22 protein-coding genes and 1 pseudogene are annotated in these 26,531 nt (G+C 65.5%); 14 read left to right on the top strand and 9 right to left on the bottom strand.

What is annotated here, in order from left to right; translation table 11 throughout:
• The 3 genes and pseudogenes from B2R83_RS17345 to B2R83_RS17335 all read left to right on the top strand — a co-directional run.
• A pseudogene (locus B2R83_RS17345) lies at positions 1-213 on the top strand (hypothetical protein); the annotation flags it as partial.
• Positions 213-683 (top strand): type II secretion system protein, encoded by a 471-nt coding sequence (locus B2R83_RS17340; protein WP_036216292.1) that lies wholly within the window; start codon positions 213-215, stop codon positions 681-683. The pseudogene B2R83_RS17345 and the gene B2R83_RS17340, both read left to right, overlap by 1 nt.
• Before the next feature lie 5 nt (positions 684-688).
• Positions 689-1,072, top strand: a complete 384-nt coding sequence (locus B2R83_RS17335; RefSeq protein WP_036216580.1) for a type II secretion system protein — start codon at positions 689-691, stop codon at positions 1,070-1,072.
• A gap of 771 nt (positions 1,073-1,843) precedes the next feature.
• Here the strand turns inward: B2R83_RS17335 and murJ are convergent.
• Positions 1,844-3,394 (bottom strand): murein biosynthesis integral membrane protein MurJ, encoded by a 1,551-nt coding sequence (gene murJ, locus B2R83_RS17325; RefSeq protein WP_292043922.1) that lies wholly within the window; start codon positions 3,392-3,394, stop codon positions 1,844-1,846.
• A 234-nt stretch (positions 3,395-3,628) separates the two neighbouring features.
• Between murJ and rpsT the strand changes: the two genes are divergently transcribed.
• The gene (rpsT, locus tag B2R83_RS17320; RefSeq protein ID WP_036216299.1) at positions 3,629-3,895 is read left to right on the top strand and encodes a 30S ribosomal protein S20; all 267 of its coding nucleotides are present in this window, start codon (positions 3,629-3,631) and stop codon (positions 3,893-3,895) included.
• 302 nt (positions 3,896-4,197) lie between these two features.
• Positions 4,198-6,432, top strand: a complete 2,235-nt coding sequence (locus B2R83_RS17315) for an NADP-dependent isocitrate dehydrogenase (RefSeq protein ID WP_292043921.1) — start codon at positions 4,198-4,200, stop codon at positions 6,430-6,432.
• 48 nt (positions 6,433-6,480) lie between these two features.
• Here B2R83_RS17315 and B2R83_RS17310 read toward each other — a convergent pair whose 3' ends face one another.
• Entirely contained in the window at positions 6,481-7,029 is a 549-nt protein-coding gene (locus tag B2R83_RS17310; protein ID WP_292043920.1) for a pseudouridine synthase, read from the bottom strand.
• A 181-nt stretch (positions 7,030-7,210) separates the two neighbouring features.
• Here B2R83_RS17310 and icd point away from each other — a divergent pair, with 181 nt between their 5' ends.
• Positions 7,211-8,464 carry an NADP-dependent isocitrate dehydrogenase gene (gene icd, locus B2R83_RS17305; RefSeq protein WP_292043919.1) on the top strand — a complete coding sequence of 418 codons (1,254 nt, stop codon included), beginning with the start codon at positions 7,211-7,213 and terminating at the stop codon, positions 8,462-8,464.
• A 62-nt stretch (positions 8,465-8,526) separates the two neighbouring features.
• On the opposite strand, the gene B2R83_RS17300 is transcribed toward icd, so the two are convergent.
• Positions 8,527-9,573 carry a hypothetical protein gene (locus B2R83_RS17300; RefSeq protein WP_292043917.1) on the bottom strand — a complete coding sequence of 349 codons (1,047 nt, stop codon included), beginning with the start codon at positions 9,571-9,573 and terminating at the stop codon, positions 8,527-8,529.
• 217 nt (positions 9,574-9,790) lie between these two features.
• Between B2R83_RS17300 and B2R83_RS17295 the strand changes: the two genes are divergently transcribed.
• Entirely contained in the window at positions 9,791-10,081 is a 291-nt protein-coding gene (locus tag B2R83_RS17295) for a hypothetical protein (RefSeq protein ID WP_292043915.1), read from the top strand.
• A gap of 85 nt (positions 10,082-10,166) precedes the next feature.
• Here B2R83_RS17295 and cspE read toward each other — a convergent pair whose 3' ends face one another.
• Positions 10,167-10,370, bottom strand: a complete 204-nt coding sequence (gene cspE, locus B2R83_RS17290) for a transcription antiterminator/RNA stability regulator CspE (RefSeq protein ID WP_020653506.1) — start codon at positions 10,368-10,370, stop codon at positions 10,167-10,169.
• A 319-nt stretch (positions 10,371-10,689) separates the two neighbouring features.
• Between cspE and clpS the strand changes: the two genes are divergently transcribed.
• The 4 genes from clpS to B2R83_RS17270 all read left to right on the top strand — a co-directional run bounded on the left by clpS (position 10,690) and on the right by B2R83_RS17270 (position 18,542).
• On the top strand, positions 10,690-10,992 hold the full coding sequence (gene clpS, locus B2R83_RS17285; protein ID WP_027864722.1) for an ATP-dependent Clp protease adapter ClpS: 303 nt from the start codon (positions 10,690-10,692) through the stop codon (positions 10,990-10,992).
• Positions 10,989-13,289 carry an ATP-dependent Clp protease ATP-binding subunit ClpA gene (gene clpA, locus B2R83_RS17280; protein ID WP_209588756.1) on the top strand — a complete coding sequence of 767 codons (2,301 nt, stop codon included), beginning with the start codon at positions 10,989-10,991 and terminating at the stop codon, positions 13,287-13,289. Before clpS ends, clpA begins: the two co-directional genes overlap by 4 nt.
• A gap of 120 nt (positions 13,290-13,409) precedes the next feature.
• Positions 13,410-16,826: a S41 family peptidase gene (locus B2R83_RS17275; protein WP_292043900.1), complete on the top strand. Its 3,417-nt coding sequence runs from the start codon at positions 13,410-13,412 to the stop codon at positions 16,824-16,826.
• Between the two features lie 105 nt (positions 16,827-16,931).
• Complete coding sequence (locus tag B2R83_RS17270) at positions 16,932-18,542, top strand: methyl-accepting chemotaxis protein (RefSeq protein WP_292043898.1); 1,611 nt, start codon at positions 16,932-16,934, stop codon at positions 18,540-18,542.
• Here B2R83_RS17270 and B2R83_RS17265 read toward each other — a convergent pair whose 3' ends face one another.
• The 3 genes from B2R83_RS17265 to B2R83_RS17255 form a co-directional block, all read right to left on the bottom strand.
• Positions 18,543-19,979, bottom strand: a complete 1,437-nt coding sequence (locus B2R83_RS17265) for a PA domain-containing protein (protein ID WP_292043896.1) — start codon at positions 19,977-19,979, stop codon at positions 18,543-18,545.
• Positions 19,966-20,388, bottom strand: a complete 423-nt coding sequence (locus B2R83_RS17260; RefSeq protein ID WP_156923546.1) for a post-PEP-CTERM-1 domain-containing protein — start codon at positions 20,386-20,388, stop codon at positions 19,966-19,968. Before B2R83_RS17260 ends, B2R83_RS17265 begins: the two co-directional genes overlap by 14 nt.
• 406 nt (positions 20,389-20,794) lie before the next feature.
• Positions 20,795-21,235 carry an FKBP-type peptidyl-prolyl cis-trans isomerase gene (locus B2R83_RS17255; RefSeq protein ID WP_027864717.1) on the bottom strand — a complete coding sequence of 147 codons (441 nt, stop codon included), beginning with the start codon at positions 21,233-21,235 and terminating at the stop codon, positions 20,795-20,797.
• A 72-nt stretch (positions 21,236-21,307) separates the two neighbouring features.
• On the opposite strand from B2R83_RS17255, the gene B2R83_RS17250 reads away from it, so the two are divergent.
• Genes B2R83_RS17250 through B2R83_RS17240 form a run of 3 tightly spaced genes read left to right on the top strand, consistent with a single transcriptional unit; the run spans position 21,308 to position 23,851 of the window.
• Positions 21,308-21,772, top strand: a complete 465-nt coding sequence (locus B2R83_RS17250; RefSeq protein WP_292043891.1) for a DUF2127 domain-containing protein — start codon at positions 21,308-21,310, stop codon at positions 21,770-21,772.
• Positions 21,773-21,800: 28 nt separating this feature from the next.
• The gene (locus B2R83_RS17245) at positions 21,801-23,105 is read left to right on the top strand and encodes a family 1 glycosylhydrolase (protein WP_292043889.1); all 1,305 of its coding nucleotides are present in this window, start codon (positions 21,801-21,803) and stop codon (positions 23,103-23,105) included.
• An 8-nt stretch (positions 23,106-23,113) separates the two neighbouring features.
• Positions 23,114-23,851, top strand: a complete 738-nt coding sequence (locus B2R83_RS17240) for an SDR family NAD(P)-dependent oxidoreductase (protein ID WP_292043887.1) — start codon at positions 23,114-23,116, stop codon at positions 23,849-23,851.
• 15 nt (positions 23,852-23,866) lie between these two features.
• Here the strand turns inward: B2R83_RS17240 and B2R83_RS17235 are convergent, their stop codons facing one another.
• Together B2R83_RS17235 and B2R83_RS17230 are read right to left on the bottom strand one after the other, a co-directional pair.
• On the bottom strand, positions 23,867-25,039 hold the full coding sequence (locus B2R83_RS17235) for a trans-sulfuration enzyme family protein (protein WP_292043886.1): 1,173 nt from the start codon (positions 25,037-25,039) through the stop codon (positions 23,867-23,869).
• Positions 25,036-26,415, bottom strand: a complete 1,380-nt coding sequence (locus tag B2R83_RS17230; protein ID WP_292043884.1) for a cystathionine beta-synthase — start codon at positions 26,413-26,415, stop codon at positions 25,036-25,038. The genes B2R83_RS17235 and B2R83_RS17230 overlap by 4 nt, the downstream gene beginning before the upstream one ends.
• Positions 26,416-26,531 lie beyond the last annotated feature (116 nt).

The following is a 26,531-nucleotide window of genomic DNA, read 5'->3' as shown; positions in this document are numbered from 1 at the left end:
CGTGCGGCAGGCACGGCGCAGGGCACGGCGCCGGTCGGCGCCCCGGCCGCCGGATCGCCGGAGCGTCCGATTTCCGTACCTCCGTCGCAACTGCCCGTGACGCCGCAGACCGGCTCGCCGCAATCCGGCCAGCCGCCATCGAGCCCCGCTACCAACCTGCAGGTGGTCCCGGTCGCGCCGCCGCCACCCGCGAACCCGGCCACGCAACGCTGATGTCCACACGCGGCTTCACGCTCATCGAGCTCCTGGTCACGCTGGCGATCCTGGCCCTGCTGGGAACGCTCGCAGTGCCGGTGGCCCAGGTGACGGCGCAGCGCCGCGATGAAGCCGAGCTGCGCCGCGCCTTGCGCGAGATCCGCGCCGGCATCGATGCCTACAAGAAGGCGAGCGACGAAGGCCGGGTGGCCAAGGCTGCGGGCGCCACTGGTTATCCGCCGCGCCTGGAGATGCTGGTCGAGGGCGTGCGCGACCAGAAGAGTCCGAAGCAGGCGCAGGTCTATTTCATGCGCCGGTTGCCGCGCGATCCTTTCCATGCCAATCCCGATTCCTCGGATGCCGAGACCTGGGGCAAGCGCAGCTATGCCAGCGAACCGGACGAGCCCAGGGAGGGCGACGACGTCTACGACGTGTATTCCATGTCCGAGAAGCCGGGGCTGAACGGCATCCCCTACAACAAGTGGTGAACCCGATGTCCAAGCTCACGCGCCTGCGCGCCTTCACCCTGATCGAACTGCTGGTGGTGCTGGGCATCGTGGCCCTGCTGTTGACGCTGGCGGTGCCGCGCTTCTTCCCGAGCATCGACGCTACCCGCGAAACCATCCTCGAGGAGAACCTGCGCAATACGCGTGCGATCATCGACCAGTACAAGGCCGACACCGGGCGCTATCCGGATTCGCTCGAGCAGCTGGTGGAGAAGAAGTACCTGCGCGAGCTGCCGATGGACCCGATCACCGAGAGCCGCGAGACCTGGATCGTGGAGCCGCCGCAGGAAGAGGAACAGGGCGAGGTCGGCAACATCAAGAGCGGCGCGCCGGGCAACGGCCGCAAGGGCAAGCCCTACGCGGAGTGGTAGCATGCGTGCCCGACGCCAGGCCGGCTTCACCTACCTGGGGCTGATCATCCTCGTCTTCATCGTCGGCCTGGTCGGCGCCGCCACGCTGAAGGTCGGCGCGCTGCTGCAGCGCGCCCAGCTGGAAACCGAACTGCTGGAGACCGGCGCCCAGTTCAGCGCCGCGCTCAAGAGTTATGCCGACGCCACCCCGCGCGGCCAGCCGACCCAGCCCCTGACGCTGCAGGAGCTGCTGCGCGATACCCGCTTCCCGACCCCGCGCCGGCACCTGCGCAAGATATTCGTCGACCCCATCACCGGCCGGCCGGAGTGGGGGATCGTGTCGGCGGCCCAGGGCGGCCGCATCCTGGGGGTGTACAGCCTGTCGCAGGCGAAGCCGCTCAAGCTCGCCGGCTTCGACGAACGCTTCCCCAATTTCGAGAACCGTGAGCACCACGCGGACTGGAAGTTCATGGCGCTCGGGCAGGGCGCTGCCCCGCCGCCGCGCCGCGTGCCGGGCGCCTCCGCGGAGCCGCCGATCACGATGGCGCCGCNNGCCGGAGCAGCCGGCCGGGCCGGTCGCCGCACCGGTGGAGGCGCAGGCGCCGATGCGCGAGGTGGCCCCGCCCCCGCGCAACGAGCCGGAGCCCGAGGCGCCGCGCGAGGAAGCGCCGGAGCCGGCTGCCGACGACGACCAGGAACAAGACAAGGACAAGGACGAGGGCAAGGACAAGGACGGCCCCAGGGAGCCGCCGCCCCCGGCCACGGACTCCGGGCGCTAGGGAGCGCTTGTCTCTACTTGGCGCGGCGCTTGAAGTCGCGCGGGCGGAAGCCCAGCGCCAGCAGCACCGCGAAATAGGCACTGGCGGCCACCGCGATGATCGCCGCCAGCGCGCCGGCACGCAGCAGCGGCGAAGCGCGCAGCGCGATCCAGTCGAACTGCGCCTGGCCGAACCAGGATACGGCGCCCATCACGCTCACCGCGACCAGGAGCTTGAGGAAGAACTTGCCCCAGCCCGGCTGCGGCACGTAGATGTGGCGCCGGCGCAGGCCGGTGTACAGGAAGGCCGCGTTGATGCAGGCGCCCACGCCGATCGACAGCGCCAGGCCGGCCACGCCGAATAGCGGCACGAACACGAGGTTGAGGAGCTGGGTCGCCACCATCACGCCGACCGCGATCTTGACCGGGGTGCGCACTTCCTGGCGCGCATAGAAGGCCGGCGCCAGGGTCTTGACCAGGATGAAGCCGAGCAGGCCGGCGCTGTAGGCCATCAGCGGCAGCGAGGAGTGGGCCACGTCCTGGGCGGTGAACACGCCATAGTGGAACAGGGTGGCGATCATCGGCACCGCCAGCGTCGCCATGCCGACCGAGGACGGCACGGCCAGCAGGAAGGTCAGGCGCAGGCCCCAGTCCAGCAGCGAGGAGTATTCCTGGGTGTCGCCTTCGGTGTTCGCCTTGGCCAGGCTGGGCAGCAGGATGGTGCCCAGCGCCACGCCCAGCAGGGCGGTGGGGAATTCCATCAGGCGGTCGGCGTACTGCAGGGCCGTCACCGCGCCCGCGGCCAGGCTGGCGGCGATGGTGGTGTTGATCAGGAGGCTGATCTGGGCCGCCGACACCGCGAACACGGCCGGCCCCATCTTGCCGAGCATGCGGCGCACGCCGCTGTCGCGCAGTCCGGTCATGGGATTGAGCGAGAGGCGCGGCAGCATGCCGAGCTTCACCAGCGAAGGAATCTGGATCGCCACCTGGGCCAGGCCGCCCACGCACACGCCCACCGCCATCGCGTAGATCGGCTGCTCGAACCAGTCGGCCAGCACCAGCGCGGAAACGATGAAGGAGATGTTCAGCAGCACCGGCGTGATGGCCGGGATCTTGAAGTGGCGCCAGGTATTGAGCACGCCGCTGGCGAGGGCCACGAAGGCCATGCAGGCGATGTAGGGGAACATCATGCGCGTCATGAGCACGGCGGCGTCGAAGGCTTCCGGTTCGCGCTGCAGGCCGCCGCCGATCAGGTAGATCAGCACCGGCGCGGCGAGGATACCGACGATGCTGGTCAGCACCGTCGCCCAGACCAGCACGGTGGCCACGTGGTCGACCAGGGTTTTCGTGGCTTCCTGCCCGTGTTTGGTCTTGTACTCGGTCAGGATCGGCACGAAAGCCTGCGAGAACGCGCCTTCCGCGAACAGCCGCCGCAGCAGGTTGGGCAGGCGGAAGGCGATGTTGAAGGCGTCGGTGAAATTCGAGGCGCCGAAGGTGGCGGCAAACAGGCTGTCGCGCAGCAGACCGGTGACGCGGGACACCATGGTCATGCTGGAAATAGCGGCGAGGGTACGGAGCAGGTTCATGGCCCGGGATTATACTTGGGCAATAGTCCCGTAAGTGACGGCGCACGTGCTCCAAGGCGACAATTATTGAATTATGAATTGCCCTAAGTGCTTTCGTTCGCTATAATCGTGGGCTGTACTGAATTCTGTTAGCAGACACGAATCGTTGGGCAGGCACTCGTCGGACATAAATGAGGCGCCAGTTTCACTCGCGAATGTTTGCAAACGCAACTTGACCCCGATTTAGGAAATTTCATGGCAAATACCGCACAAGCGCGCAAACGCGCTCGTCAAGCAGTTAAGCAAAACGCACACAACTCGGCACAGCGTTCGACCCTGCGTACCGCAATCAAGGCAGTTCGCAAGGCCATCCAGGCTGGCGACAAGGCCGCTGCGACCACCATCTTCCAGCAGTCCGTGTCGACCATCGACAGCATCGCTGACAAGAAGATCATCCACAAGAACAAGGCAGCCCGCCACAAGAGCCGCCTGGCTGCTGCCCTGAAGGCACTGTCCGCTTAATTAGCGAGGTGCGTGCGGCCTAGGCCGCGCAGGCAGTTCTGTGCAGAGCAAGACCCGCCCGACTTCGGTCCTGGCGGGTTTTGTCGTTTGCTGCATATGCCTGGGCTCGCTTTGAAATCCACGGGGTCCGGCCGGCGGTCAAAAATTTAAAACCCATGGCGCACAGTAAAATACTGGTGCATAATGTGAAACGCCGTCTTATGTCTTATAGAAGACTTCGCGAAGTCCCGCCTTCAAGACCTGAGCGTTACCACCTGTTTTTTGACATCGTGCGACCCGCATGATCATCGAGGAAAAAGCGTATGAGCAGTGATCCGACCATCATCTACACCCTGACCGACGAGGCCCCGCTGCTGGCGACCCACGCCTTCCTGCCAGTCGTCAGCACCTTCACCAAGCCGGCCGGCATCAAGGTCGAGCAGGCCGACATCTCGGTTGCCGCCCGTATCCTGGCGCAGTTCCCGGAAAACCTGACTCCGGAACAGCGTGTCCCGGACGTGCTGACCGAACTGGGCAAGAAAACCCTGGAACCGGACGCGAACATCATCAAGCTGCCGAACATCTCGGCCTCGGTGGGCCAGCTGACCGCCGCTATCAAGGAACTGCAGGCCAAGGGCTACAATCTTCCCGACTACCCAGCCGATCCGAAGACCGACGAAGAGAAGGCCATCAAGGCCAAGTACGGCAAGTGCATCGGCTCGTCGGTGAACCCGGTCCTGCGCGAAGGTAACTCCGACCGCCGCGCACCGAAGGCCGTCAAGGAATACGCCCGCAAGAACCCGCACTCGATGGCTCCGTGGTCGCAGGCATCGCGCACCCACGTGTCGCACATGACCCATGGCGACTTCTACCACGGCGAAAAATCGATGACCCTGGACGCCGCCCGCGACGTCAAGATGGAACTGGTCACCAAGTCGGGCCAGACCATCGTGCTCAAGCCGAAGGTCGCGCTGCAGGCCGGCGAAATCATCGATTCGATGTTCATGAGCCGCAAGGCCCTGCTGGCCTTCTACGAGCAGCAGATCAACGATGCCAAGGACACCGGCGTGCTGTTCTCGCTGCACGTCAAGGCGACCATGATGAAGGTCTCGCACCCGATCGTGTTCGGCCACTGCGTGCGCATGTTCTACAAGGAAGCCTTCGAGAAGCATGGCGCCCTGTTCGACAGCCTCGGCATCAACGTCAACAACGGCATGGCCGACCTGTACAACAAGATCGCCGCGCTGCCGGCCTCGCAGCGCGAAGAGGTCGAGCGCGACCTGCACGCCTGCCAGGAAAACCGTCCGGCGCTGGCCATGGTCGACTCGACCAAGGGCATCACCAACTTCCACTCGCCGAACGACGTGATCGTCGATGCGTCGATGCCGGCCATGATCCGCGCCGGCGGCAAGATGTATGACGCCACCGGCTCCCTGAAGGAAGTCAAGGCGGTGATCCCGGAATCGACCTTTGCCCGCATCTACCAGGAGATCATCAACTTCTGCAAATGGCACGGCGCCTTCGATCCGAAGACCATGGGCACCGTCCCGAACGTGGGCCTGATGGCGCAGCAAGCCGAGGAATACGGCTCGCACGACAAGACCTTCGAGATCCCGGAAGACGGCGTGGCCAACATCACCGACCTGGCTACCGGCGAAGTCCTGATGAGCCAGAACGTGGAAACCGGCGACATCTGGCGCATGTGCCAGACCAAGGACGCCCCGATCCGCGACTGGGTCAAGCTGGCGGTCACCCGCGCGCGCAACTCGGGCATGCCGGCCGTGTTCTGGCTGGACCCGTACCGTCCGCACGAGAATGAACTGATCAAGAAGGTCAAGACCTACCTGAAGGATCACGACACCACCGGCCTGGACATCCAGATCATGTCGCAGGTCCGTGCGATGCGCTACACCCTGGAGCGCGTCTCGCGCGGCCTGGACACCATCTCGGTGACCGGCAACATCCTGCGCGACTACCTGACCGACCTGTTCCCGATCCTGGAACTGGGCACCTCGGCCAAGATGCTGTCGATCGTCCCGCTGATGGCCGGCGGCGGCATGTACGAAACCGGCGCAGGCGGCTCGGCGCCAAAGCACGTGCAGCAGCTGACCGAAGAGAACCACCTGCGCTGGGATTCGCTGGGCGAGTTCCTGGCCCTGGCCGTGTCGCTGGAAGACCTGGGTATCAAGACCGGCAACAACAAGGCGAAGGTGCTGGCCAAGACCCTCGACGCCGCCACCGGCAAGCTGCTGGACAACCGCAAGTCGCCGTCGCCGAAGACCGGTGAACTCGACAACCGCGGCAGCCAGTTCTACCTGTCGATGTACTGGGCCCAGGAACTGGCCGCGCAGACCGAGGACGCCGAACTGGCTGCCAAGTTCGCGCCGCTGGCCAAGCAGCTGGCGGAGAACGAAGCCAAGATCGTCCAGGAACTCTTGGCGGTGCAGGGCAAGCCGGCCGACATCGGCGGCTACTACAAGGCCGACGACGCCAAGGTGAAAGCCGTGATGCGTCCGAGCGCGACCTTCAACGCTGCGCTGGAGTCGTTCGCGGTGTAATACGCTCCTGCGTCAATGAAAACGCCGACCTGCGGGTCGGCGTTTTTTTTAGGCGTAGCGCACTTCGATGAATTCGCCAGGCATCAAGGGATGCGTCGCCAGCGAAAACGGCCCGATACTCGAGCGCACCAGCCGCAGGGTCGGCAATCCCACCGCCGCGGTCATCCTGCGCACCTGCCGGTTCTTCCCTTCTTCCAGCGTGATCGCGATCCAGCTGGTCGGCTTGTCCTGGCGCGCGCGGATCGGCGGATTGCGCGGCCACAGCCAGGCCGGCTCCGCGATGCGCACCGCCTTGCACGGCTTGGTGACGAAGTCGCCCAGGTCCAGCGGCGCCTGCAGCCGCGCCAGGGCGGCACTGTCCGCCACCCCGTCCACCTGCACCAGGTAGGTCTTGGCTTCCTTGTGGTCCGGATGGGCGATCTTGTGCTGCAGCTTGCCGTCGTCGGTCAGCAGCATCAGGCCTTCGCTGTCGGCGTCCAGGCGGCCGGCAGGGTAGATGTTCGGGATGTCCAGGTAGCTGGCGAGGGTCTCGCGGCCGTCCTGGCTGGAGAACTGGCACAGGACCTGGAAAGGTTTATTGAAGAGGATCAGAGGCATGGAGTGCGAATCGGTACATAAAAGGTGCTGCGTAGCGCCTCGGAAAATACTGGTGCATAATGCAAGATGCTGGGAAGGTGTCTTATACAAGACTTGCAGCCGTATTCCACATTGTAGATGAAATGCGGGCCGGGCCCGACGCCGCGACGCGGCCTGCCACGCGACCACATGGGAGAGCATGATGTACCAACATATCAAGGTCCCGGCCGACGGCCAGAAAATCACCGTCAACGCCGACTTCTCGCTGAACGTGCCGGACAATCCGGTCATTCCATACATCGAGGGTGACGGCACCGGCGTCGACATCACCCCGGTCATGCTCAAGGTGGTCGACGCGGCCGTGGCCAAGGCCTATGGCGGCGCGCGCAAGATCAGCTGGATGGAAATCTACGCCGGCGAAAAGTCGACCCAGGTCTATGGTCCCGACGTGTGGCTGCCCACCGAAACCCTGGACGTGGTGAAGGACTACGTGGTCTCGATCAAGGGCCCGCTGACCACCCCGGTCGGCGGCGGCATCCGTTCGCTCAACGTCGCGCTGCGCCAGGAACTCGACCTCTACGTCTGCCTGCGCCCGGTGCGCTATTTTGCCGGCGTGCCCTCGCCGCTGAAGCAGCCGGAAAAGACCGACATGGTGATCTTCCGCGAGAACTCGGAAGACATCTACGCGGGCATCGAATGGGCCGAAGGCTCCGAAGGCGTCAAGAAGGTCATCAAGTTCCTGACCGAAGAGATGGGTGTCAAGAAGATTCGCTTCCCCGAAACCTCCGGCCTGGGCATCAAGCCGGTCTCGCGCGAAGGCACCGAACGCCTGGTGCGCAAGGCGATCCAGTACGCCATCGACAACGACAAGCCCTCGGTGACCCTGGTCCACAAGGGCAATATCATGAAGTACACCGAAGGCGGTTTCCGCGACTGGGGCTATGCGCTGGCGCAGCGCGAGTTCGGCGCCGAGCTGATCGACGGCGGCCCATGGTGCAAGTTCAAGAACCCGAAGAGCGGCCGCGAGATCACCATCAAGGATTCGATCGCCGACGCCTTCCTGCAGCAGATCCTGCTGCGCCCGGCCGAGTACAGCGTGATCGCCACCCTGAACCTGAACGGCGACTACATCTCCGACGCGCTGGCGGCCCAGGTGGGCGGCATCGGCATCGCGCCGGGCGCCAACATGTCGGACTCGGTGGCGATGTTCGAGGCCACCCACGGCACCGCGCCGAAGTACGCCGGCAAGGATTATGTGAATCCGGGCTCGCTCATCCTGTCGGCGGAGATGATGCTCCGCCATATGGGATGGCTTGAGGCGGCCGATCTCATCATCAGCGCGATGGAACGCGCGATCACCTCGAAAAAGGTCACGTACGACTTCGCGCGCCTGATGGAAGGCGCCACCCAGGTGTCCTGCTCGGGCTTCGGCGAGGTGATGATCGAGCAGATGTAAGCAGGTATCGCCCCGACATCGTCCTTTCATGGGACGATGTCGGCACATCGCGTGCAGCGCCGCTACCGTGCGCGTGCCCCCTGAGCGTTGAGGATGTGAATGATCTCCGTCGCCAGGGAACGGTACTCCAGGGCCGCGACCGAACTGGGCGCGGTATCGGCAATGAGCTCGGATTTTCCGCACGGTTCTTCAAGCCGCGCATCACGCCAGAACCGCTTTTCAATTTTCTTGCGTTCTACGACATATGCAGTGCTGAGTGTCGTATGCATCAGCGGCGATCCGAATGCATGCGCGGCAGCATAGCCGCCCGACTCCGTCTGCCATCTCCCTGGTTTCTTGTTCGTGAACAAAGTGAACAACTTGGGGCTCGCGCCTGGTTCGGCATGCTTGGCGAGGCGGCGCGAAAACACATTCCGTATCGAGTTCGGGGCGTCCCAGCGTTCGAGGTCGAAGACGAAGATGACCAGGTCGCTCAGCAGCAGCGCGGTTTCGATATCGCGGCCGAGATCCAGGAAGACGAAGTCCGTGCTGGTCCTTAACTCGGCAAGCGTCGCATCCGGCTTGTTTTTGGCTTGCCACTCCTTGGCCTCGAAATAGCAATCAAACGCCCGTTCGGGACGCAGCGTTCCGTCGTCCGCTAGCGCGCCCATGGCTTGGAGGCGATGCCGCAGATCCGTCAGTTCGGAAGGATTCAGTATGACGTGCGATCGCCGCAGCACACGCGGGTTATCGAACTGGAAGTCGTCTTGGCTGAGATAATCGGCGTCCGTGACAACCGCGCTGCGATAACCGTCTTGCGCCAACAGGCGGCCAAGCTCGAGGGAAATATAGCTCTTCCCGCATCCACCGGTTGCGCTGACAATGCTGATGATGTGTGTATCACCGGAAGTCGGGGTGCCGTCCAGGCGAACGGGCGGGAACGGCAAACGGTGCTTGATGCAAAACAGGGCAAGTGCCCCGGCGCTGATTCCGCGCGTCGACTTCCGGTCCCGCGGCGCTTCATAGGCAGCCCAGGTACGGCGATCGACGTGGATCGACTGCGCTGCTTCTGCGATCGTCAGACCAAGGCGTTCCCGCGTTTGTTTCAGATGTAGTGGCTGGATATGCATGTCGTTCTCCTGTTGGCAACACGGAAAATTTAAGGCAGTCCCGCCGTTTTGAATAGATGCACAATGTGCATGGTCGACGCACTCGCGTCTTTCGGGCTCCGTTCCAGGGAGTGCTGATCAATGGATGCGTGCGTACCGCGACTCACCTCTGGTTCGGCTAAGATGAAAGCTTCGATCTCGGCAGCGGCCGGGTCTTTCCTTATTAATAGGAGGAGCAATGGCGTCCCAGGCACATTACGAACGGATCGGCCGCTTCATCTACGGTTTCCACCGCATTGTCTCGCCCGAGGAACTGCGCGCGCTGCAGGATGGATGCAGGCTCCCGGCGGAGCTGGCCGACCGCGGCGCCGCGCTGGCAGAGCGCTTCGATGCCGTGCTGGCCGACTGGCAGGAGGACGCCCGACTCGAACGCGGCGACTCCGTCAGCGACGAGCGCATCGCCGCACTGTTGAAAGACACCCGCGACTTCTCGGCGGAACTGGCTTATGCTCGTACCCAGGGTGCATGAAATGCGGAACGGCAGGCGAGGGGAAATGCCAGGGGCGAAAAAAACCCCGCCGTGGCGGGGTTCTTCGCTTCCGGGAGGGGAATGATTACATGCCCTGGATGTTGGAAGCTTGCTTGCCTTTCGGGCCTTGCGTGACTTCGAATTGGACTTTTTGACCTTCTTTGAGGGTCTTAAAACCGTTCATATTGATCGCGGAGAAGTGTGCGAACAGATCCTCGCCGCCGTCATCAGGAGTGATGAAGCCAAAGCCTTTGGAATCATTGAACCACTTAACAGTACCAGTTGCCATAAAAGAACTTTCAAATTTTAACTAATCACACGAGCCATAAAAGCAAGAAGCTTCTTGCCCCCTCCTCAGCCTGCTCACTTCTTATCAACAAGTACATAAGTACAATGTCAATGACTGCATTGTTGGTGGAATAATCACTGAAGTCAAGCGGTTTTGGGGGGCTGTTGCCAAATTTTTCACGGCAGAGGTAACACGACTCTTGATTTCGTCAATTGGATCGCCATCTGCGCATTCATCGGAAAACCAGTAACATGGAAGCACATGAGAACGAGCTGATGTTTACGCTTGGCACAGACATTGAAAGCATTAAAATACGCCCATGGCTACGAAGCATGACACCGAACAGCTGCTGGAGCGGCAAACTGTAAAACCGCCACCCTTATATCAGGTGGCGTTGCTGAACGACGACTACACGCCGATGGAATTCGTGGTTGCGATCATCCAGGAGTATTTCAACAAGGATCGCGAAACGGCGACCCAGATCATGCTTTCCGTGCATCGGCACGGCAAGGGCGTCTGTGGGGTGTTTTCCAAAGATATAGCGTGTACCAAAGTGGAGTTTGTCTTAACGCATGCGCGTAAGGCAGGGCACCCCCTGCAGTGCGTGATGGAGGAAGTATGATTGCGCAGGAACTTGAAGTATCCCTACACATGGCCTTTGTCGAAGCCCGTCAGGCCCGCCACGAGTTCATTACCGTGGAACACCTGCTGCTGGCCCTGCTCGACAACCCATCAGCCGCCGAAGTCCTGCGTGCGTGCGCGGTCAATATCGAAGACCTGCGCAAGACCTTGACTAATTTTATCGGTGATAACACCCCGACCGTGCCCGGCACGGGCGAGGTCGACACCCAGCCGACGCTCGGATTCCAGCGCGTGATCCAGCGCGCGATCATGCACGTCCAGTCGGCCTCGAACGGCAAGAAGGAAGTCACCGGCGCCAATGTGCTGGTGGCGATCTTCGGCGAGAAGGACTCGCACGCCGTCTACTACCTGCACCAGCAGGGCGTGACCCGTCTCGACGTGGTCAACTTCATCTCGCACGGCGTGCGCAAGGACCAGCAGCTCGACACCAGCAAGGCGTCGGAAGGCGTGGAAGAAGCGCAGGTCGAAGGCCAGGCCAAGGAAAGCCCGCTCGACCAGTTCACCCAGAACCTGAACAAGTCGGCCGCCGACGGCAAGATCGATCCGCTGATCGGCCGCGAGGAAGAAGTCGACCGCGTGATCCAGATCCTGTGCCGCCGCCGCAAGAACAATCCGCTGCTGGTGGGCGAGGCCGGTGTCGGCAAGACCGCCATCGCGGAAGGCCTGGCATGGCGCATCGTCCAGGAGGACGTGCCCGAGATCCTGCAGAACGCCGTCGTGTATTCGCTCGACATGGGCGCGCTGCTGGCCGGCACCAAGTACCGCGGCGACTTCGAGCAGCGCCTGAAGGCCGTGCTCAAGCAGCTCAAGGATACCCCGAACGGCATCCTGTTCATCGACGAGATCCACACCATCATCGGCGCGGGTTCCGCTTCGGGCGGCACGCTCGACGCGTCCAACCTGCTCAAGCCGGCCCTGGCCAACGGCCAGCTCAAGTGCATCGGCGCGACCACGTTCACGGAGTTCCGCGGCGTGTTCGAGAAGGACCATGCCCTGAGCCGCCGCTTCCAGAAGGTCGACGTCAACGAACCGTCGGTCGAGCAGACCGTGGCGATCCTGCGCGGCCTGAAGTCGCGCTTCGAAGAGCACCACGGCGTGAAGTATTCGGCCTCGGCGCTGTCGACCGCGGCCGAGCTGGCGGCGCGCTTCATCAACGACCGCCACCTGCCGGACAAGGCCATCGACGTGATCGACGAAGCGGGCGCGGCCCAGCGCATCCTGCCGAAGTCGAAGCAGAAGAAGACCATCGGCAAGACCGAGATCGAGGACATCATCGCGAAGATCGCGCGGATCCCTCCGCAGACCGTCAACCAGGACGACCGCAGCAAGCTGCAGACCATCGACCGCGACCTGCGCAACGTGGTGTTCGGCCAGGACCCGGCGATCGAAGCCCTGTCGGCGGCGATCAAGATGGCGCGTGCCGGCCTGGGCAAGACCGACAAGCCGATCGGCTCCTTCCTGTTCTCGGGCCCGACCGGCGTCGGCAAGACCGAGGTCGCCAAGCAGCTGGCCTTCATCCTGGGCATCGACCTGGTGCGCTTCGATATGTCCGAGTACATGGAGCGCCACGCGGTGTCGCGCCTGATCGGCGCGCCGCCGGGCTACGTCGGCTTCGACCAGGGCGGCCTGCTGACCGAGGCCATCACCAAGAAGCCGCACACCGTGCTGCTGCTGGACGAGATCGAGAAGGCCCATCCGGACATCTTCAACATCCTGCTGCAGGTGATGGACCACGGCACGCTGACCGACAACAACGGACGCAAGGCCGACTTCCGCAACGTGATCATCATCATGACCACCAACGCGGGCGCCGAGAGCCTGACCAAGCGCTCGGTGGGCTTCGTGGATTCGAAGGCGGCAGGCGACGAGATGGCCGACATCAAGCGCATGTTCACGCCGGAGTTCCGCAACCGCCTGGATGCGATCATCAGCTTCCGCGCGCTGGACGAGGACATCATCCTGCGCGTCGTGGACAAGTTCCTGATGCAGCTGGAAGAGCAGCTGCACGAGAAGAAGGTGGAAGCCGTCTTCACCGAGAAGCTGCGCAAGTTCCTCGGCAAGAAGGGCTTCGACCCGCTGATGGGCGCCCGTCCGATGTCGCGCCTGATCCAGGACATGATCCGCAAGGCGCTGGCCGACGAGCTGCTGTTCGGCCGCCTGGTCAACGGTGGCCGCGTGACGGTGGACCTGAACGAGAAGGACGACGTCGTCCTCGAGTTCCCGGAAGGCGACGCACTGCCGCCGCCGGCTCCGGCCGAGACGGTCGAGATCGAGTAATCCCCGGTCTCGCAATGAAAACCGCGCATCGAGCGCGGTTTTTTTTTGCACGTATGCACATCGCGCGCCCATCGGCATGTGGCAAACTCTTCCGCTTGAGTAACCCTTGCCATTGTGAACATGCAACTGTCCCGCACCATCCTCGCCCTGTCGCTGGCCCTGATCGGCAGCCAGGCCGCCGCCGCCGATCCCTACTTCCGTTTTCCCGCGATCCGCGGTGACAGCATCGTCTTCACCGCCGAGGGTGACCTGTGGCGCACGACGACCCAGGGCGGCAAGGCCACCCGCCTGACCACGCATCCTTCCAGCGAAACCCAGGCCGCGATCTCGCACGACGGCAAGCTGGTCGCCTTCGCCGCCTCGTATGAAGGCGCCCAGGAAGCCTATGTGATGCCGATCGAGGGCGGCCTGCCCAAGCGCATCACCTTCGAAAACGGCGGCGTGAACGTGCTGGGCTGGACCGCACAGGGCGAAGTCCTGGTCAGTACCGAAAATTCGGTGGGACCGTCGAAACACCGTATCGTCGCCGCCCTCGACCCCGTCAAGATGACGCGCCGCGTGCTGCCCCTGGCCGACGCCAACGACGCCGTGCTGAGCGACGACGGCCGCACCGTGTTCTTCACGCGCATGGGCCTGTCGATGACCAACGATAACGTCAAGGCCTACCGCGGCGGCGCCCATGCCCAGCTGTGGCGCTACGAACTCGGCGCCAAGGGCGAGGCCACGCGCCTGTTCAAGGACGACGACGCCAACAACCGCCGCGCCATGTGGTGGCAGGGCCGCATCTACTTCATCAGCGACACGGGCGGCGCCGACAACATCTGGTCCGCGCTGCCCGACGGCAGCGACCGCAAGCAGCACACGGGGCACACCGAATGGGACGTGCGCACCGCCTCGCTGGGCGACGGTCGCATCGCCTACCAGCTGGGCGCCGACCTGCGCGTGTTCGACATCGCCGCCGGCACCGACACGCGGGTAGAGGCCAGCCTGGTCTCGGACTTCGACCAGCAGCGCACCCGCCGCGTGCGCTCGCCGCTCGACGCGCTGACCAGCATCGATGTCGCCAACAAGGCCCAGCGCATCGTGCTGACGGCGCGCGGCAAGGTGACCATCGCCGGCACCGGCAGCTACCGCCGCGTCGAGATCGCGGTGCCGGACGGGGCGCGCGCCCGCGGCGCCGTGTTCAGCCACGACGACAAGTGGGTCTATGCATTCGTGGACACCACCGGCGAGAACGAGATCTGGCGCTACGCCGCCGACGGCTCCGGCAAGGGCGAGCGCCTGACCATCGACGGCGCTAGCCACCGTTCCGGCATCTATCCGTCGCCGGACGGCAGGTACCTGGCCCACACCGACAAGAAGGGCCGCACCTGGCTGCTCGACCTGCAGGCCAGAACCAACGTCATCATCGACGATGCCAACCAGGTCGGCGCCGAGCGTCCGGACCAGGTGGTGTGGTCGCCGGACAGCCGCAACCTGGCCTTTGTCCGGGTCGGCAGCAGCGAGCAGCGCAACCAGATCGGCATGTACAACCTCGCCGGCAAGAGCATGGCCTTCGTCACCACCGACCGCTACACGGCCAACTCGCCGGTGTTCTCGCCGGACGGGAAGTGGCTGTACTTCCTGTCTGCGCGCCACTTCAATGTGGGTAACGCCGGTCCCTGGGGCGACCGCAACATGGGCCCGGTGTTCGACCGCCGCGTCGGCATCTATGCGCTGGCATTGCAGCCGGGCGTACGCTTCCCCTTCAAGCCCGAGGACGAGCTGACCACGCCGGAAGTGGCATCGCCCGAGGCCGCCGCGCGCGCCGCGGTCCAGACCCCAGGCAAGGAAGAGGCCGACAAGACCGCCGCCGTCGCCGCGGCCGCGGCAGCCACCGCGGCGGCGAATGCCGCGGATGCTGCCACAGGCGCGAAGGCCAAGGCGGCGCCGACCCCGGCGATCGACTACGCCGGCCTGCGCGAGCGCCTGTACGAAGTGCCGGTTGCGCCAGGCAACTACCGCGCCCTGGCCATCGACGAAAAGCGCCTGTACATCCTCGAATCGGACAACGGCCGCAGCGGCGCGCTCAAGACCCTCGAGATTTCGCGCAGCAGCCCGCAGCTGGAAACCTTCGTGAACAACGTGCGCGAGTTCGGCCTGAGCACCGACCGCAAGCACGTCTTCTACCGCACCTTCCATGCCAGCGGACCGGGCGAGATGCTGATCGTCGCCGCCGGCGCCAAGGCCCCGGCCGACGTGTCGAAGGCGCGCATCAAGATCGACGACTGGGCGGTGAGCACCAACCCGCGCCTGGAGTGGAAGCAGATGTTCAACGATGCCTGGCGCATGCACCGCGACTTCCTGTACGACGCCAACATGCGCGGCATCGACTGGGCAGCCGTGCGCAAGCGCTACGCGCCGCTGGTCGAGCGAGTGACCGACCGCGCCGAGCTCAATGACGTGCTGGGCATGATGGTGGGCGAGCTCGGTGCGCTGCACTCGCAGATCATCCCCGGCGACGTGCGCCGCGCCGCCGGCGAGGGCGTTCCCTCGAGCCTGGGCGCCGTGCTGTCGCGCACGCTTGAAGGCTTCCGCGTCGACCGCGTCTACCGCAGCGAACCCGAGCTGCCGCTTGAAGCCGGGCCGCTGGCGGCGCCGGACGTCGGCGTCAAGGAAGGCGACATCATCACCGCCGTGAACGGCAAGTCGCTGGCGGAAAGCCGGGACATCGCCGACCTGCTGCTCGACCAGGCCGACAAGCAGGTGCTGCTGCACGTGAAGAGCGGGGCAGGCAAGCCGCGTCCCGTGATCGTGACGCCGGTGTCGATGGCGCAGCACGCCAGCCTGCGCTACGCCGACTGGGAACAGGGCAGGGCGCAGCAGGTCGACCAGGCCTCGAAAGGCAGGATCGGCTACCTGCACCTGCGCGCGATGGTCGCGCGCGACATCAACGCCTTCGCCCGCGACTTCTACGCCAACATCAACAAGGAAGGCCTGATCATCGACGTGCGCCGCAACAACGGCGGCAACATCGACAGCTGGATCATCGAGAAGCTGCTGCGCCGCTCGTGGGCATTCTGGACCTCGAACGGCACCCTGCCGCAGTCGAACATGCAGAACACCTTCCGCGGCCACCTGGTGGTGCTGATGGACGAGCTGACCTATTCGGATGGCGAGACCTTCGCCGCCGGCGTCAAGGCCCTGAAACTGGGCCCGCTGGTGGGCAAGCGCACCGCCGGCGCCGGCGTCTGGCTCAGCGACGGCAACAGCCTGCTTGATAACGGCAGGGCGCGCGTGGCCGAGTTCGGCCAGTTCGCCGCGGACGGCGAATGGCTGATCGAAGGCGTGGGCGTGTCGCCCGACGTCGAGGTCGACAACCTGCCGCACGAGACCTTCGAAGGCCGCGACCGCCAGCTGGAAGTGGCGATCGGACTGCTCGAGAAGAAGATGAAGGAGCAGCCGGTCATGCCCTGGAAGCCGGCCGCGATCCCGGCGCTCAAGCGCCAGTGGGAAGCCGGCGAGGCCGCCGGCAAGGCGCCGCCGACCAACAAGTAAGCGCCTCCCTCCCGTGACATTCGCAGGCGCGGATGTCACGGATTTTCATCGCCCTGTCACATTGCATTTTTAGACTGCAGGTATCCGATCAACTCGATACCTGCCATGCACCTCGCGAAGCTCCAGACCGGCACCAAGATCCTCGGCGCCTTCGGCATCGTCTCCTTCCTCCTCCTGATCATCTCGGCCGTGGCGCTGTGGCGCATGCAGTCCAACGATGCCCTCACCACCGACCTGGTCTACGACAAGCTGGCCAGGCAGCAGCTGGCCTCCGACCTGCTCGGCGTCGAACGCCTGAACGGCTCGCGCACGGTCGCCATCGCGCGCAGCGACAGCCTGGAGCTGGCGGACTACTTCGGCGCCCAGCTGGCCCAGGGCAGGAAGGCGGCCGCCGAGCTCGAAGCAAAACTCGGCAAGCTGCCGCGCACGCAGGCTGAAGCCGCGCTGATGGCGCAAGCCGGCGGCCACAAGGCAGCGCTGGACAAGGTGCAGACCGCGCTGTTCCAGGCCAAGGAGCTCGGCCAGACCGGCGTCGTCGAGCAGCTCGTCGGTGGCGACTGGGAGAAAGGCTACCAGGCCTACACGGGTGCGCTGGAAGCCTTGCTGGCCCACGAAACCGACGCGGCGCACCGCCTCGCCAGCGAATCGGCCTCGGCCTCGCTGTTCGGGAAATCGCTGGTGCTGGCGCTCGGCCTCGGCGCCCTCGGGATCGGCGCGCTGCTGGCCTGGATGCTGACCCGGAACATCGTCGGCCCGCTGCAGCAGGCCGTCAGCCTGGCCGAGCAGGTGGCGAAGGGCGACCTGCGTCCGGTCATCCGCCACGCGCGTGCGGACGAAATCGGCCGCCTGTTCGACGCCCTCAACGGCATGACCGGCGGCGTCGCGGCCACCGTGTCCCAGGTGCTGGCCGGCGCCCGGGCGATCGATGCGGCCTCGGGCGAGATCGCGGACGGCAACCAGGACCTGTCGCGCCGCACCGAGCGCCAGGCAGCGAGCCTGCGCCAGACCGTCGGCGCGATGGAAGAACTGCGCGAAGCCATCGACCGCAACAATGCCAGCGCCCGCTCGGCGAACGCGCTGGCCCAGTCGGCCTCGAACGTCGCCACCCGCAGCGCCCAGGCGGTCGAGGAGGTGGTGGCGCGCATGGGCGCGATCAAGGCCTCGGCCGACAGGATCACCGACATCACCGGCATGATCGACAGCATCGCCTTCCAGACCAATATCCTGGCGCTGAACGCGGCGGTGGAAGCGGCGCGCGCCGGCGCCGAGGGACGCGGCTTCGCCGTGGTGGCGGCCGAGGTGCGCAGCCTGGCCCAGCATTCTGCGTCGGCGGCGAAGGAAATCAAGAAGCTCATCAAGGATTCAAGCGCGGAGATCGCCGCCGGCACCGGCATCGCCGGCGCCGCGGGCGAGACCATGCGCGCCGTGCTGGCCCACGTGCACGACGTGGCCGGCCTGCTCGATACCATCTCCACCGCAAGCGGCGAGCAGGCCAGCGGCGTGGCCCAGGCCAGCCAGGCGATCGCCGAGATGGACGAGTCGACCCGGCAGAATGCCGCGATGGTCGAGCAGGCAGCCAGCGCGGCCGGGGCGATGCGCCGGCAGGCAGCCGAGCTGTCGGAACTGGTGGCGACCTTCAAGCTGCGCCAGGGCGCGCATGCGGACGAAAAAAAGCCGCCTGCAAGCAGGCGGCTTTCGCTGGAAACGGCGGGGTGATTACCAGCCGATGTCCTTGAACAGTTCCATCGTCAGGTCGGTCGGCGCCGTCACCGAGTGGGTCAGGTCGGCATTGATCGACGGTTCCATCAGCTGGTTGCGGGTGGTCGCGGTGTTGTAGTGCGACACCGACGAGCCCTGCTGGAACGGATTCGGCGTGAACATCGTGACGCGGCCCTGTGCATCGGCGCCCGAGAGCTGGGTCTTGGAACGTTCGAGCTTGCCCACGGTGCCGTTGGCGTTGCCGTTCGGCTTGGTCAGGCTGGCCAGGATCGTCGCGCCGTCGGCCTGCGACACGCGCACGGCCGGGATGGTGATCGACGGATCGGCGCCGCCCAGGCCGGTGACTGCGCCCGGTGCGTTGTCGGCCACGATCACGCCGATCGCGCCGGCGTCCTGGGCGTTCTTGACCTTGACCGTGAAGCCGCAGGTGCCGCGGCTGACCAGGGCGATCTTGCGGCGCACCGCTTCGGCGTTGGCGGCGTTGAACGGCGTGCAGGCCGAACCCGGGCTGTCAGGCTGCAGGGCCACCGCGGCGATCTGGCCGGTCAGCGGCGACTTGTCGATCTTCGGACCGAAATCGGCTTCGCCGACCGCGTACAGGTCGCCGGACGGCGAGTTGGCGCCGACGCCGATCACGCGCAGCTGGGCGGTCGGGGTCAGGACCGACGGTGCGGCCGCGGTGACGCGGGCGCCGGTCCAGGACAGGCCGCCCGGCTTGAGCGCCGATGCGGCACGCTCGGCGTTGCTCATGTCGATCCACAGCTTGCCGGTCGTGTTATCGAGCAGGAAGGTATCCCAGACCGACGCGCGTCCGGCAAACGGAGCACCGGTCGCGCCGCTGGTGAAGGTCTGGAAGCCCAGGCCGTGGCCCATCTCGTGCAGCAGGGTGGCGACGAAGTCGATGTCATTGCCTTCGTTCGCATCCAGGCCCAGGTAGAACGCGCTGCCGGCCAGGCAGTTCGACTTGCCGAGATTGGAATTGAAGCGAGCCGTGATCTGGCCGCCCGGCGAGGTCGAGATCTCGCTGCCGTACAGCTTGTTGGCCAGGGCATACGAATACCAGACGTCGGTCTTCGGCGCGCCCGGGAAGTTGGCGAACACCTGGGTGGCGCCGGCGCTGCCCAGCACCGCGCTGGTCGCGGTGCACGACAGCGGCTCGAAGGTCGCGTTGATGACGATCGGGACGTCGCTGGTCAGGGTCTTGCCCCAGATATTGGCCGCGTGCGTGAACGCGATCAGGCGCTGCTGGCCGATGGTGGTGCCGGTGTTGCCGCCGACGGGCGTCGCCGGGGTCGTCTCGTTGAAGCCGACGCCGGGCGCGTTCAGGTTGTTGATGACGATCTTTGCTGCTGCCTGGGCAGTGCCCATGCTGCCGCAGGCCAGGGCCAGGGCCGCGGCTACCAGAGTGAGGCTTGGACGCTTATTCGACTTCATTCTGGTGCTCCTTGGCGTGCGTGGACACTGGGGTGGACAGGGCGGAGTGGGCTGCATGCGAGCCGTGGGCGCACTCGGCTTCGAGCTTGCCGTCCGCGGTGCGGCGCACCACCGTGTGCATCATCGACTCCTCGTCGACGTGGGCGGCGAGTACGCCGTTCTGCTGCAGGCTGGCGACGCCGGCGACCGGGGCGCCGGAAGCTGCGCGGGCGGCCTTCTGGGCTTCGCGCTCCGCTTTGCGCAGCTCGTTCAGTTTCTGTACCTCAGCGGCAGTCGCATTGCGCAGCTTGCCGGTGCGCTGGTCCTTGGCAACGGTCTGGCCTTCCTGTCCGGCAGCGAGCGCCGATCCGGCGAACGCCAGCGCCGCGATGGCGACAGCGCTACGCAGCATGGATACACGGATTTGCATGTTGTCTCTTCTTTCAGAAAAATATACGTCATTCGGTACAACTTTTCTTTCCCCGCCTCTAGAGGCGGTTGTCAACAACTATAGCTTTGGAAATAACGAACCTGAACAATTCCAATAAAAATTTTATATCTTTGTTTCACTCCATATGCATACAAAATTCGGTTTTCTCTCTCAAAAGGCTGATGTAAATACAGCTTTATCGCGCGTCGTTTTTTGTGCGCAAGGCACACCAGGCCGAAATGTGGTATTGACGGGCGCGCGGTCCTGCACTAGGACGCGGCAATATGGGAGAGGGGCGTTGCCTGCAGGCAGGACTTCAGAGGGGAGGGCGTGCTACGCGGGGACAGCCGGGAAGATTGGAAAGGAACAGGCGCCGGCGGCGTTGCCGGCGCCATGAGGACAGCGCTCAGCGCACGTCGAGCAGTTCGACGTCGAAGATCAGGTTGGCATTCGGCGGGATCGGACCTGCGCCCGAGCTTCCGTAACCCATGCTGGCGGGGATGATGAGGGTGCGCTTGCCGCCGACCTTCATGCCGGCCACGCCGGCATCCCAGCCGGGAATGACCTGGCCGCCGCCGAGGTGGAAGCTGAACGGCTCGCGTCCGCTCGAGGAGTCGAACTGGGCGCCGCGCTTCGATTCGGTATTCGGCTCGTACAGCCAGCCGGTGTAGTGGACGACCACGGTCGCACCGTCGGTCGCTTCCTTGCCGGTACCGGCCACGGTGTCGATCTTTTGCAGCGCCACGCTGTCGGCGGCTGCCGCGGGAGGGGTTTCTGCGCGCTTGCAGCCGGTGACGGCCAGCGTCATGCTCAAGCCAAGGATGCAGTAGGAGATCAGCTGTTTCAAGGTATTCTTTCGTAAAAGGGACAAGGGCGAAGGCAGCGGCAGTATACATGCGATCGCCCCACGGGAGAACGCATGCGCCTGTCGCAGGGACTTCGCGCGGTGGCCGCGCTCGAAGCGGCCAAGGGCATGGTGGTGCTGTTGACCGGCTTCGGCCTGTTCGCACTGCTGCACCGCGACGTCCAGCGCCTTGCCGAGCTGCTGGTGGCGCACGCGCACCTGCACCCCGCATCCCACACGCCCCGGGTGTTCGTCGAGCTGGCAGGGCGCCTGGGCGATGCGCGCCTGCTGCAGCTTGCGGCGGCGGCCCTCGCGTATTCATGCCTGCGCATGATCGAGGCCTACGGCCTGTGGCATGGCCGTGCATGGGCGGAAGGCCTGGCGGCGGCCAGCGGCGCCATCTACCTGCCGTTCGAGCTGGACGAACTGGCGCGCCGTCCCGGCCTGCTGAGCGCCGGCCTGCTGGCCGTTAACCTGGCCATTGTCGCTTTCATGGTCTACAGTTTGAAGAGGCGCCGTGCAGCGCGCCGATCCGATTGACACGGCGTGGCCCACGTACGGACCGCATATGGTATCGAACCAACCCGGATTCCTCTTTGCCACCGGCATCGAGAACAGCATCCCGACCATCGATGGCGGCCGGGTCCGCATGGACGAGATGGACAAATGCGGGCACTACCGCCATTGGCGGCGCGACTTCGACCTGGTGCAGGAAATCGGCATCCGCTTCCTGCGCTATGGCCCTCCCTTGCATACGACGCTGCTCGGTGCGCGCCGTCATGACTGGTCGTTCGCCGACGAGGTGTTCCCCGACCTGCGGCGCCGCGGCCTGGTGCCGATCGTCGACCTGTGCCATTTCGGCCTGCCCGATTTTCTGGGCGACTTCCAGAACCCGGACTTCCCCGCGGTCTTCGCCGACTATGCGCGCGCCTTTGCCCAGCGCTATCCCTGGGCCCAGCTGTACACGCCGGTCAACGAGATGTCGATCTGCGCGCTGTTCTCCGCCCTGTACGGCTGGTGGAACGAGCAGATGCGCGACGACCGGGCCTTCGTCACCGCGCTCAAGCACATCGTGAAGGCCAACCTGCTGGCCATGCGCGCCATCCTCGAGGTGCGCCCGGATGCGCTGTTCGTCCAGAGCGAATCGACCGAGTACTTCCACGCCCGCTCGCCCGCCGCGATCGGCCCGGCCGAGACCAGGAACGCGCGCCGCTTCCTGTCGCTGGACCTGAACTACGGCCGCCGCGTCGACTCCACCATGTACGAGTACCTGCTCGACAACGGCATGACGCGCGACGAGTACCACTTCTTCCTGAACAACAACCTCAAGCATCACTGCATCATGGGGAACGATTACTACCAGACCAACGAGCACCATGTGTCGGCGGACGGCTCGACCATGGCGTCGGGGGAGATCTTCAGCTACGCGGTGATCACGCACCAGTACTACAACCGCTACCGCCTGCCGGTGATGCATACCGAGACCAATCTGTGCCAGGGAGCGTGCGGCGACGAGGCCGTGAAGTGGCTGCGCAAGGAATGGGCCAACGTGCTGCGGGTACGTAACAACGGCGTGCCCCTGGTCGGCTTCACCTGGTACTCCCTGACCGACCAGGTCGACTGGGACACCGGCCTGCGCGAGAACAACGGCCACGTGAATGCCCTCGGCCTCGCCGACCTCGACCGCCAGCTGCGCCCGGTCGGGATGGCCTACCGCGACCTGATCCGCGACTGGACCGAAGTGCTGCCCACCCAGAGCGTGTGCCTGCAGGTGCCGCTGGCGCTGGACAGCGACTACCCCGGATTCGACTTCGCAGCGCCCCATACGGCGCCGGCCGGGGCGGCGACCGGGGCACCCAGGAACACGGAATAGGAGGGCGTGTGCGCTTCGACGGCAAGCTCGTTCTCGTCACCGGCGCCGCCGGCGGCATCGGCCTCGCGGCGGCCAAGCGCTTTGCCGCCGAAGGCGCCGGCCTGGCGCTGGTCGACCGCGACGCGCACGCCCTGCCGGCGGCGGCGGCCGCGGTGGGCGAGTGCGGCCCCGGCGACGTCATCGAGGTGGTGTGCGACGTGGGCGCGGAGCAGGAAGTCGGCGCCGCCGTCGGGCAGGTGATGCAGCGCTTCGGGCGGCTCGACGTGGTGGTCAACAACGCCGGCCTGATGGTCTTCAAACCCATCGTGGAACTCGGCGCGGCCGACTGGACGAAGGTGCTGCAGGTCGACCTGCTCGGGGCCTTCTTCTTCATCAAGCAGGCCTTCCTGCACATGGGGCAGGGCGGTGCGGTCGTCAATGTCGCGAGCGTGCATGCCCTGGAGACCGAAGTCAAGGTGGCGCCCTACGCGGCCGCCAAGGCCGCCTTGCTGTCGCTGACGCGCTCGGCGGCGCTGGAAGGCGGCCCCAGGGGCATCCGGGTCAATGCCGTGCTCCCCGGGGCGGTCGACACGCCGATGCTGTGGAATAACCCGGAGGTCCAGTCCGGGGTCGAACACATCGATGCGGCCGAGGTGGGCAAGCCCGCCGACATTGCCGCGGCGATCGCCTTCCTGGCCTCCAGCGACGCCGCCTTCATCCAGGGCGCCTCGCTGCTGGTGGACGGCGGGCGCCTGTGCCGCCTGTAGCGAGTCCGAACCGCGTCAGATCGCGGCCAGCGCCCGGCGCAGGTCCTCGCGCTGGTCTTCCAGGTGCTCGATGCCGACCGACAGGCGGATCAAGCCGTCGCCGATGCCCAGCTCGGCGCGCTGCTCGGCCGGGATGCTGGCGTGGGTCATCAGGGCAGGGTGCTCGATCAGGCTCTCGACGCCGCCCAGGCTCTCGGCCAGGGTGAACACCTCGCAGGCTTCCAGGAAGCGCCTGCTGCCGGCCAGGTCGGTGGCCAGGTCGATCGACACGATGCCCCCGAAGCCGTTCATCTGGCGCCGCGCCAGCGCGTGCTGCGGGTGCGATTCCAGGCCCGGATAGAACACCTTGCGTACCTTCGGCTCGTGCTCGAGCCACTGGGCCAGCGCCAGCGCGTTGGCGCTGCTGCGCTCCACCCGCAGGGCCAGGGTCTTGATCCCGCGCAGCACCAGGAAGCTATCGAACGGACCCTGGATGGCGCCCACGGCGTTCTGGATGAAGCCGAGCCCCTCGGCCAGGGCCGCATGGCGCTCCTCCCTGCCGACCACCGCCACGCCGCCGATCACGTCGGAGTGGCCGTTCATGTACTTGGTGGTCGAGTGCACCACGATGTCGAAGCCGAGTTCCAGCGGACGCTGGACAATCGGGCTGGCGAAGGTGTTGTCGCACACGGTGATGATGCCGCGCGCGCGGCACTGGGCCGCGATGGCCGCCAGGTCGGCCAGCTTGAGCATCGGGTTGGTCGGCGTCTCCACCCACACCAGCCTGGTTTCGGGCGTGAGCGCCTTGCCGAGCGCGTCCGGATCGGTCAGGTCGGCGTAGGCGAAGCTGTGGCCGGCGCTCTTCCTGCGCACGCGCTCGAACAGGCGGAAGGTGCCGCCGTACATGTCGTCGCCGGCCACGATGTGCGAGTTCGCCGGCAGCAGTTCCAGCACCGCCGCGATCGCGGCCAGGCCGGAGGCGAAGGCGAAGGCCGCGCTGCCGCTTTCGATGTCGGCCACGCAGCGCTCCAGGGCCCAGCGCGTCGGGTTGTGCGAGCGGCCGTAGTCCAGGCCCTTGTGCACGCCCGGGCTCTCCTGGCGGAAGGTCGAGGTGGCGAAGATCGGCGGCATCACGGCGCCGGTGCTTGGTTCCGGCGCCTGGCCGCCGTGGATCACGCGGGTGGCAAGGTGTTTTTTCTGGTCCGTCATGAAAGAGTCCTGCGAAGGTGGTTGAGCAAGTCGTAGCGCGTGACCAGGCCGTAGAAGCGTTCGCCGTCATGGATCACGGCGGTCAGCCCGCGGTCGAGGATCTCGCGCAGGTGGCCCATGCTGGCTGTGGGCAGCAGGGTCTGGAGCGAGGAAGTCATCGTGCTCGACACCGGCGCGCTGAAGTGCTTGGGTTCGGCGCTGACGTGCAGCAGCAGGTCGGACTCGTCGATCAGGCCGGCCAGCCGGCCCTTGTCGTCGATCACGGGCAGCTGCTGCAGGTCGGCGTTGCGCATGCGGTTGAAGGCGGTGAGCAGGGTGTCGGAGGGCGATACCGTGACCACTTCGCCCTCGTCGTAGCGGCGGCCGATCAGGTCGCGCAGGTCGCCCGTCCTGGGGCGCGTGATCAAGCCCTGGTCGACCATCCAGCCGTCGCTGTACACCTTGCTCAGGTAGCGGGTGCCGGTGTCGCACACGAATGTGACGACGCGTTTCGGACGGGTCTGCTCGCGGCAGTAGCGCAGGGCGGTGGCCAGCAGGGTGCCGGTCGAGGAGCCGGCCAGGATGCCTTCCTGCTGCAGCAGCAGGCGCGCGGTGCTGAAGCTTTCCTCGTCGGGGATAGTGTAGGCCTTCTTCACCCGCGACAGGTCGGCGATGCCGGGGATGAAGTCTTCGCCGATGCCCTCGACCGCCCAGGAACCGGCATCAGTGCGCAGCACGCCCGTGTTGACGTAGTCGGCCAGGATCGAGCCCTGCGGGTCGGCCAGCACGAATTCGAGGTTCGGCTGGGTCTTCTTGAAATAGCGCGACAGGCCGGTGAGGGTGCCGGAGGAGCCGACCCCGACCACGATGGCATCGAGCTTGTGGTTGACCTGGTCCCAGATCTCGGGACCGGTCGTGGTTTCGTGGGCGCGCGGGTTGGCCGGGTTGTTGAACTGGTCGGCGAACCAGGCGCCGGGGATCTCCCTGGCCAGGCGCGCCGCAACATCCTGGTAGTACTCGGGATGGCCCTTGCCGACGTCGGAGCGGGTCAGGTGGATCTCGGCGCCGAGCGCCTTCAGGTGCAGGATCTTCTCGGCCGCCATCTTGTCGGGGACGACCAGCACCACGCGGTAGCCCTTGATGCGCGCCACCAGGGCCAGCCCCAGGCCGGTATTGCCGGCGGTGGCCTCGACCACGGTGCCGCCCGGCTCCAGCAGCCCGTCGTGCTCGGCCTGCTCGATCATGGCGCGGCCGATGCGGTCCTTGATGGAGCCGCCGGGATTCTGGGATTCGAGTTTCAGGAACAGCTGGCAGGGACCGGTATCGATCCGGGTCACTTCGATCAGGGGGGTATCACCGATCAGGGAAAACAAAGCCGCTTGCGACGCATGTTGCATAGTGCCTCCGTCAGGCCGGGCAGGGGCCCGGGCGGTGCGCCGCTTCATGGGCGGACGCTAGTCGAAGAGCTGGCGCTTGCTCGTATCAATGGGCGCCAGGCCATGTAAAAAAGTCA

The sequence above is a fragment of the Massilia sp. UBA6681 genome (assembly GCF_002454935.1).
GTDB classification, from domain to species: Bacteria; Pseudomonadota; Gammaproteobacteria; order Burkholderiales; family Burkholderiaceae_D; genus Telluria; species Telluria varians.
The sequence above is the reverse complement of the archived record's forward strand: the minus strand, read 5'-3'. Positions and strand labels throughout refer to the sequence as shown.

Excerpts from the sequence above, each read along its gene's own strand:
- B2R83_RS17230 (WP_292043884.1), bottom strand. The coding sequence starts at position 26,415 with ATGCAACATGCGTCGCAAGCGGCTTTGTTTTCCCTGATCGGTGATACC.
- clpA (WP_209588756.1), top strand. The coding sequence starts at position 10,989 with ATGATTGCGCAGGAACTTGAAGTATCCCTACACATGGCCTTTGTCGAA.
- B2R83_RS17335 (WP_036216580.1), top strand. The coding sequence starts at position 689 with ATGTCCAAGCTCACGCGCCTGCGCGCCTTCACCCTGATCGAACTGCTG.
- icd (WP_292043919.1), top strand. The coding sequence starts at position 7,211 with ATGTACCAACATATCAAGGTCCCGGCCGACGGCCAGAAAATCACCGTC.
- B2R83_RS17310 (WP_292043920.1), bottom strand. The coding sequence starts at position 7,029 with ATGCCTCTGATCCTCTTCAATAAACCTTTCCAGGTCCTGTGCCAGTTC.
- B2R83_RS17275 (WP_292043900.1), top strand. The coding sequence starts at position 13,410 with ATGCAACTGTCCCGCACCATCCTCGCCCTGTCGCTGGCCCTGATCGGC.
- B2R83_RS17315 (WP_292043921.1), top strand. The coding sequence starts at position 4,198 with ATGAGCAGTGATCCGACCATCATCTACACCCTGACCGACGAGGCCCCG.
- B2R83_RS17260 (WP_156923546.1), bottom strand. The coding sequence starts at position 20,388 with ATGCAAATCCGTGTATCCATGCTGCGTAGCGCTGTCGCCATCGCGGCG.
- B2R83_RS17340 (WP_036216292.1), top strand. The coding sequence starts at position 213 with ATGTCCACACGCGGCTTCACGCTCATCGAGCTCCTGGTCACGCTGGCG.
- B2R83_RS17295 (WP_292043915.1), top strand. The coding sequence starts at position 9,791 with ATGGCGTCCCAGGCACATTACGAACGGATCGGCCGCTTCATCTACGGT.
- cspE (WP_020653506.1), bottom strand. The coding sequence starts at position 10,370 with ATGGCAACTGGTACTGTTAAGTGGTTCAATGATTCCAAAGGCTTTGGC.
- B2R83_RS17235 (WP_292043886.1), bottom strand. The coding sequence starts at position 25,039 with ATGACGGACCAGAAAAAACACCTTGCCACCCGCGTGATCCACGGCGGC.
- clpS (WP_027864722.1), top strand. The coding sequence starts at position 10,690 with ATGGCTACGAAGCATGACACCGAACAGCTGCTGGAGCGGCAAACTGTA.
- B2R83_RS17250 (WP_292043891.1), top strand. The coding sequence starts at position 21,308 with ATGCGCCTGTCGCAGGGACTTCGCGCGGTGGCCGCGCTCGAAGCGGCC.
- B2R83_RS17245 (WP_292043889.1), top strand. The coding sequence starts at position 21,801 with ATGGTATCGAACCAACCCGGATTCCTCTTTGCCACCGGCATCGAGAAC.
- B2R83_RS17300 (WP_292043917.1), bottom strand. The coding sequence starts at position 9,573 with ATGCATATCCAGCCACTACATCTGAAACAAACGCGGGAACGCCTTGGT.
- B2R83_RS17265 (WP_292043896.1), bottom strand. The coding sequence starts at position 19,979 with ATGAAGTCGAATAAGCGTCCAAGCCTCACTCTGGTAGCCGCGGCCCTG.
- rpsT (WP_036216299.1), top strand. The coding sequence starts at position 3,629 with ATGGCAAATACCGCACAAGCGCGCAAACGCGCTCGTCAAGCAGTTAAG.
- murJ (WP_292043922.1), bottom strand. The coding sequence starts at position 3,394 with ATGAACCTGCTCCGTACCCTCGCCGCTATTTCCAGCATGACCATGGTG.
- B2R83_RS17270 (WP_292043898.1), top strand. The coding sequence starts at position 16,932 with ATGCACCTCGCGAAGCTCCAGACCGGCACCAAGATCCTCGGCGCCTTC.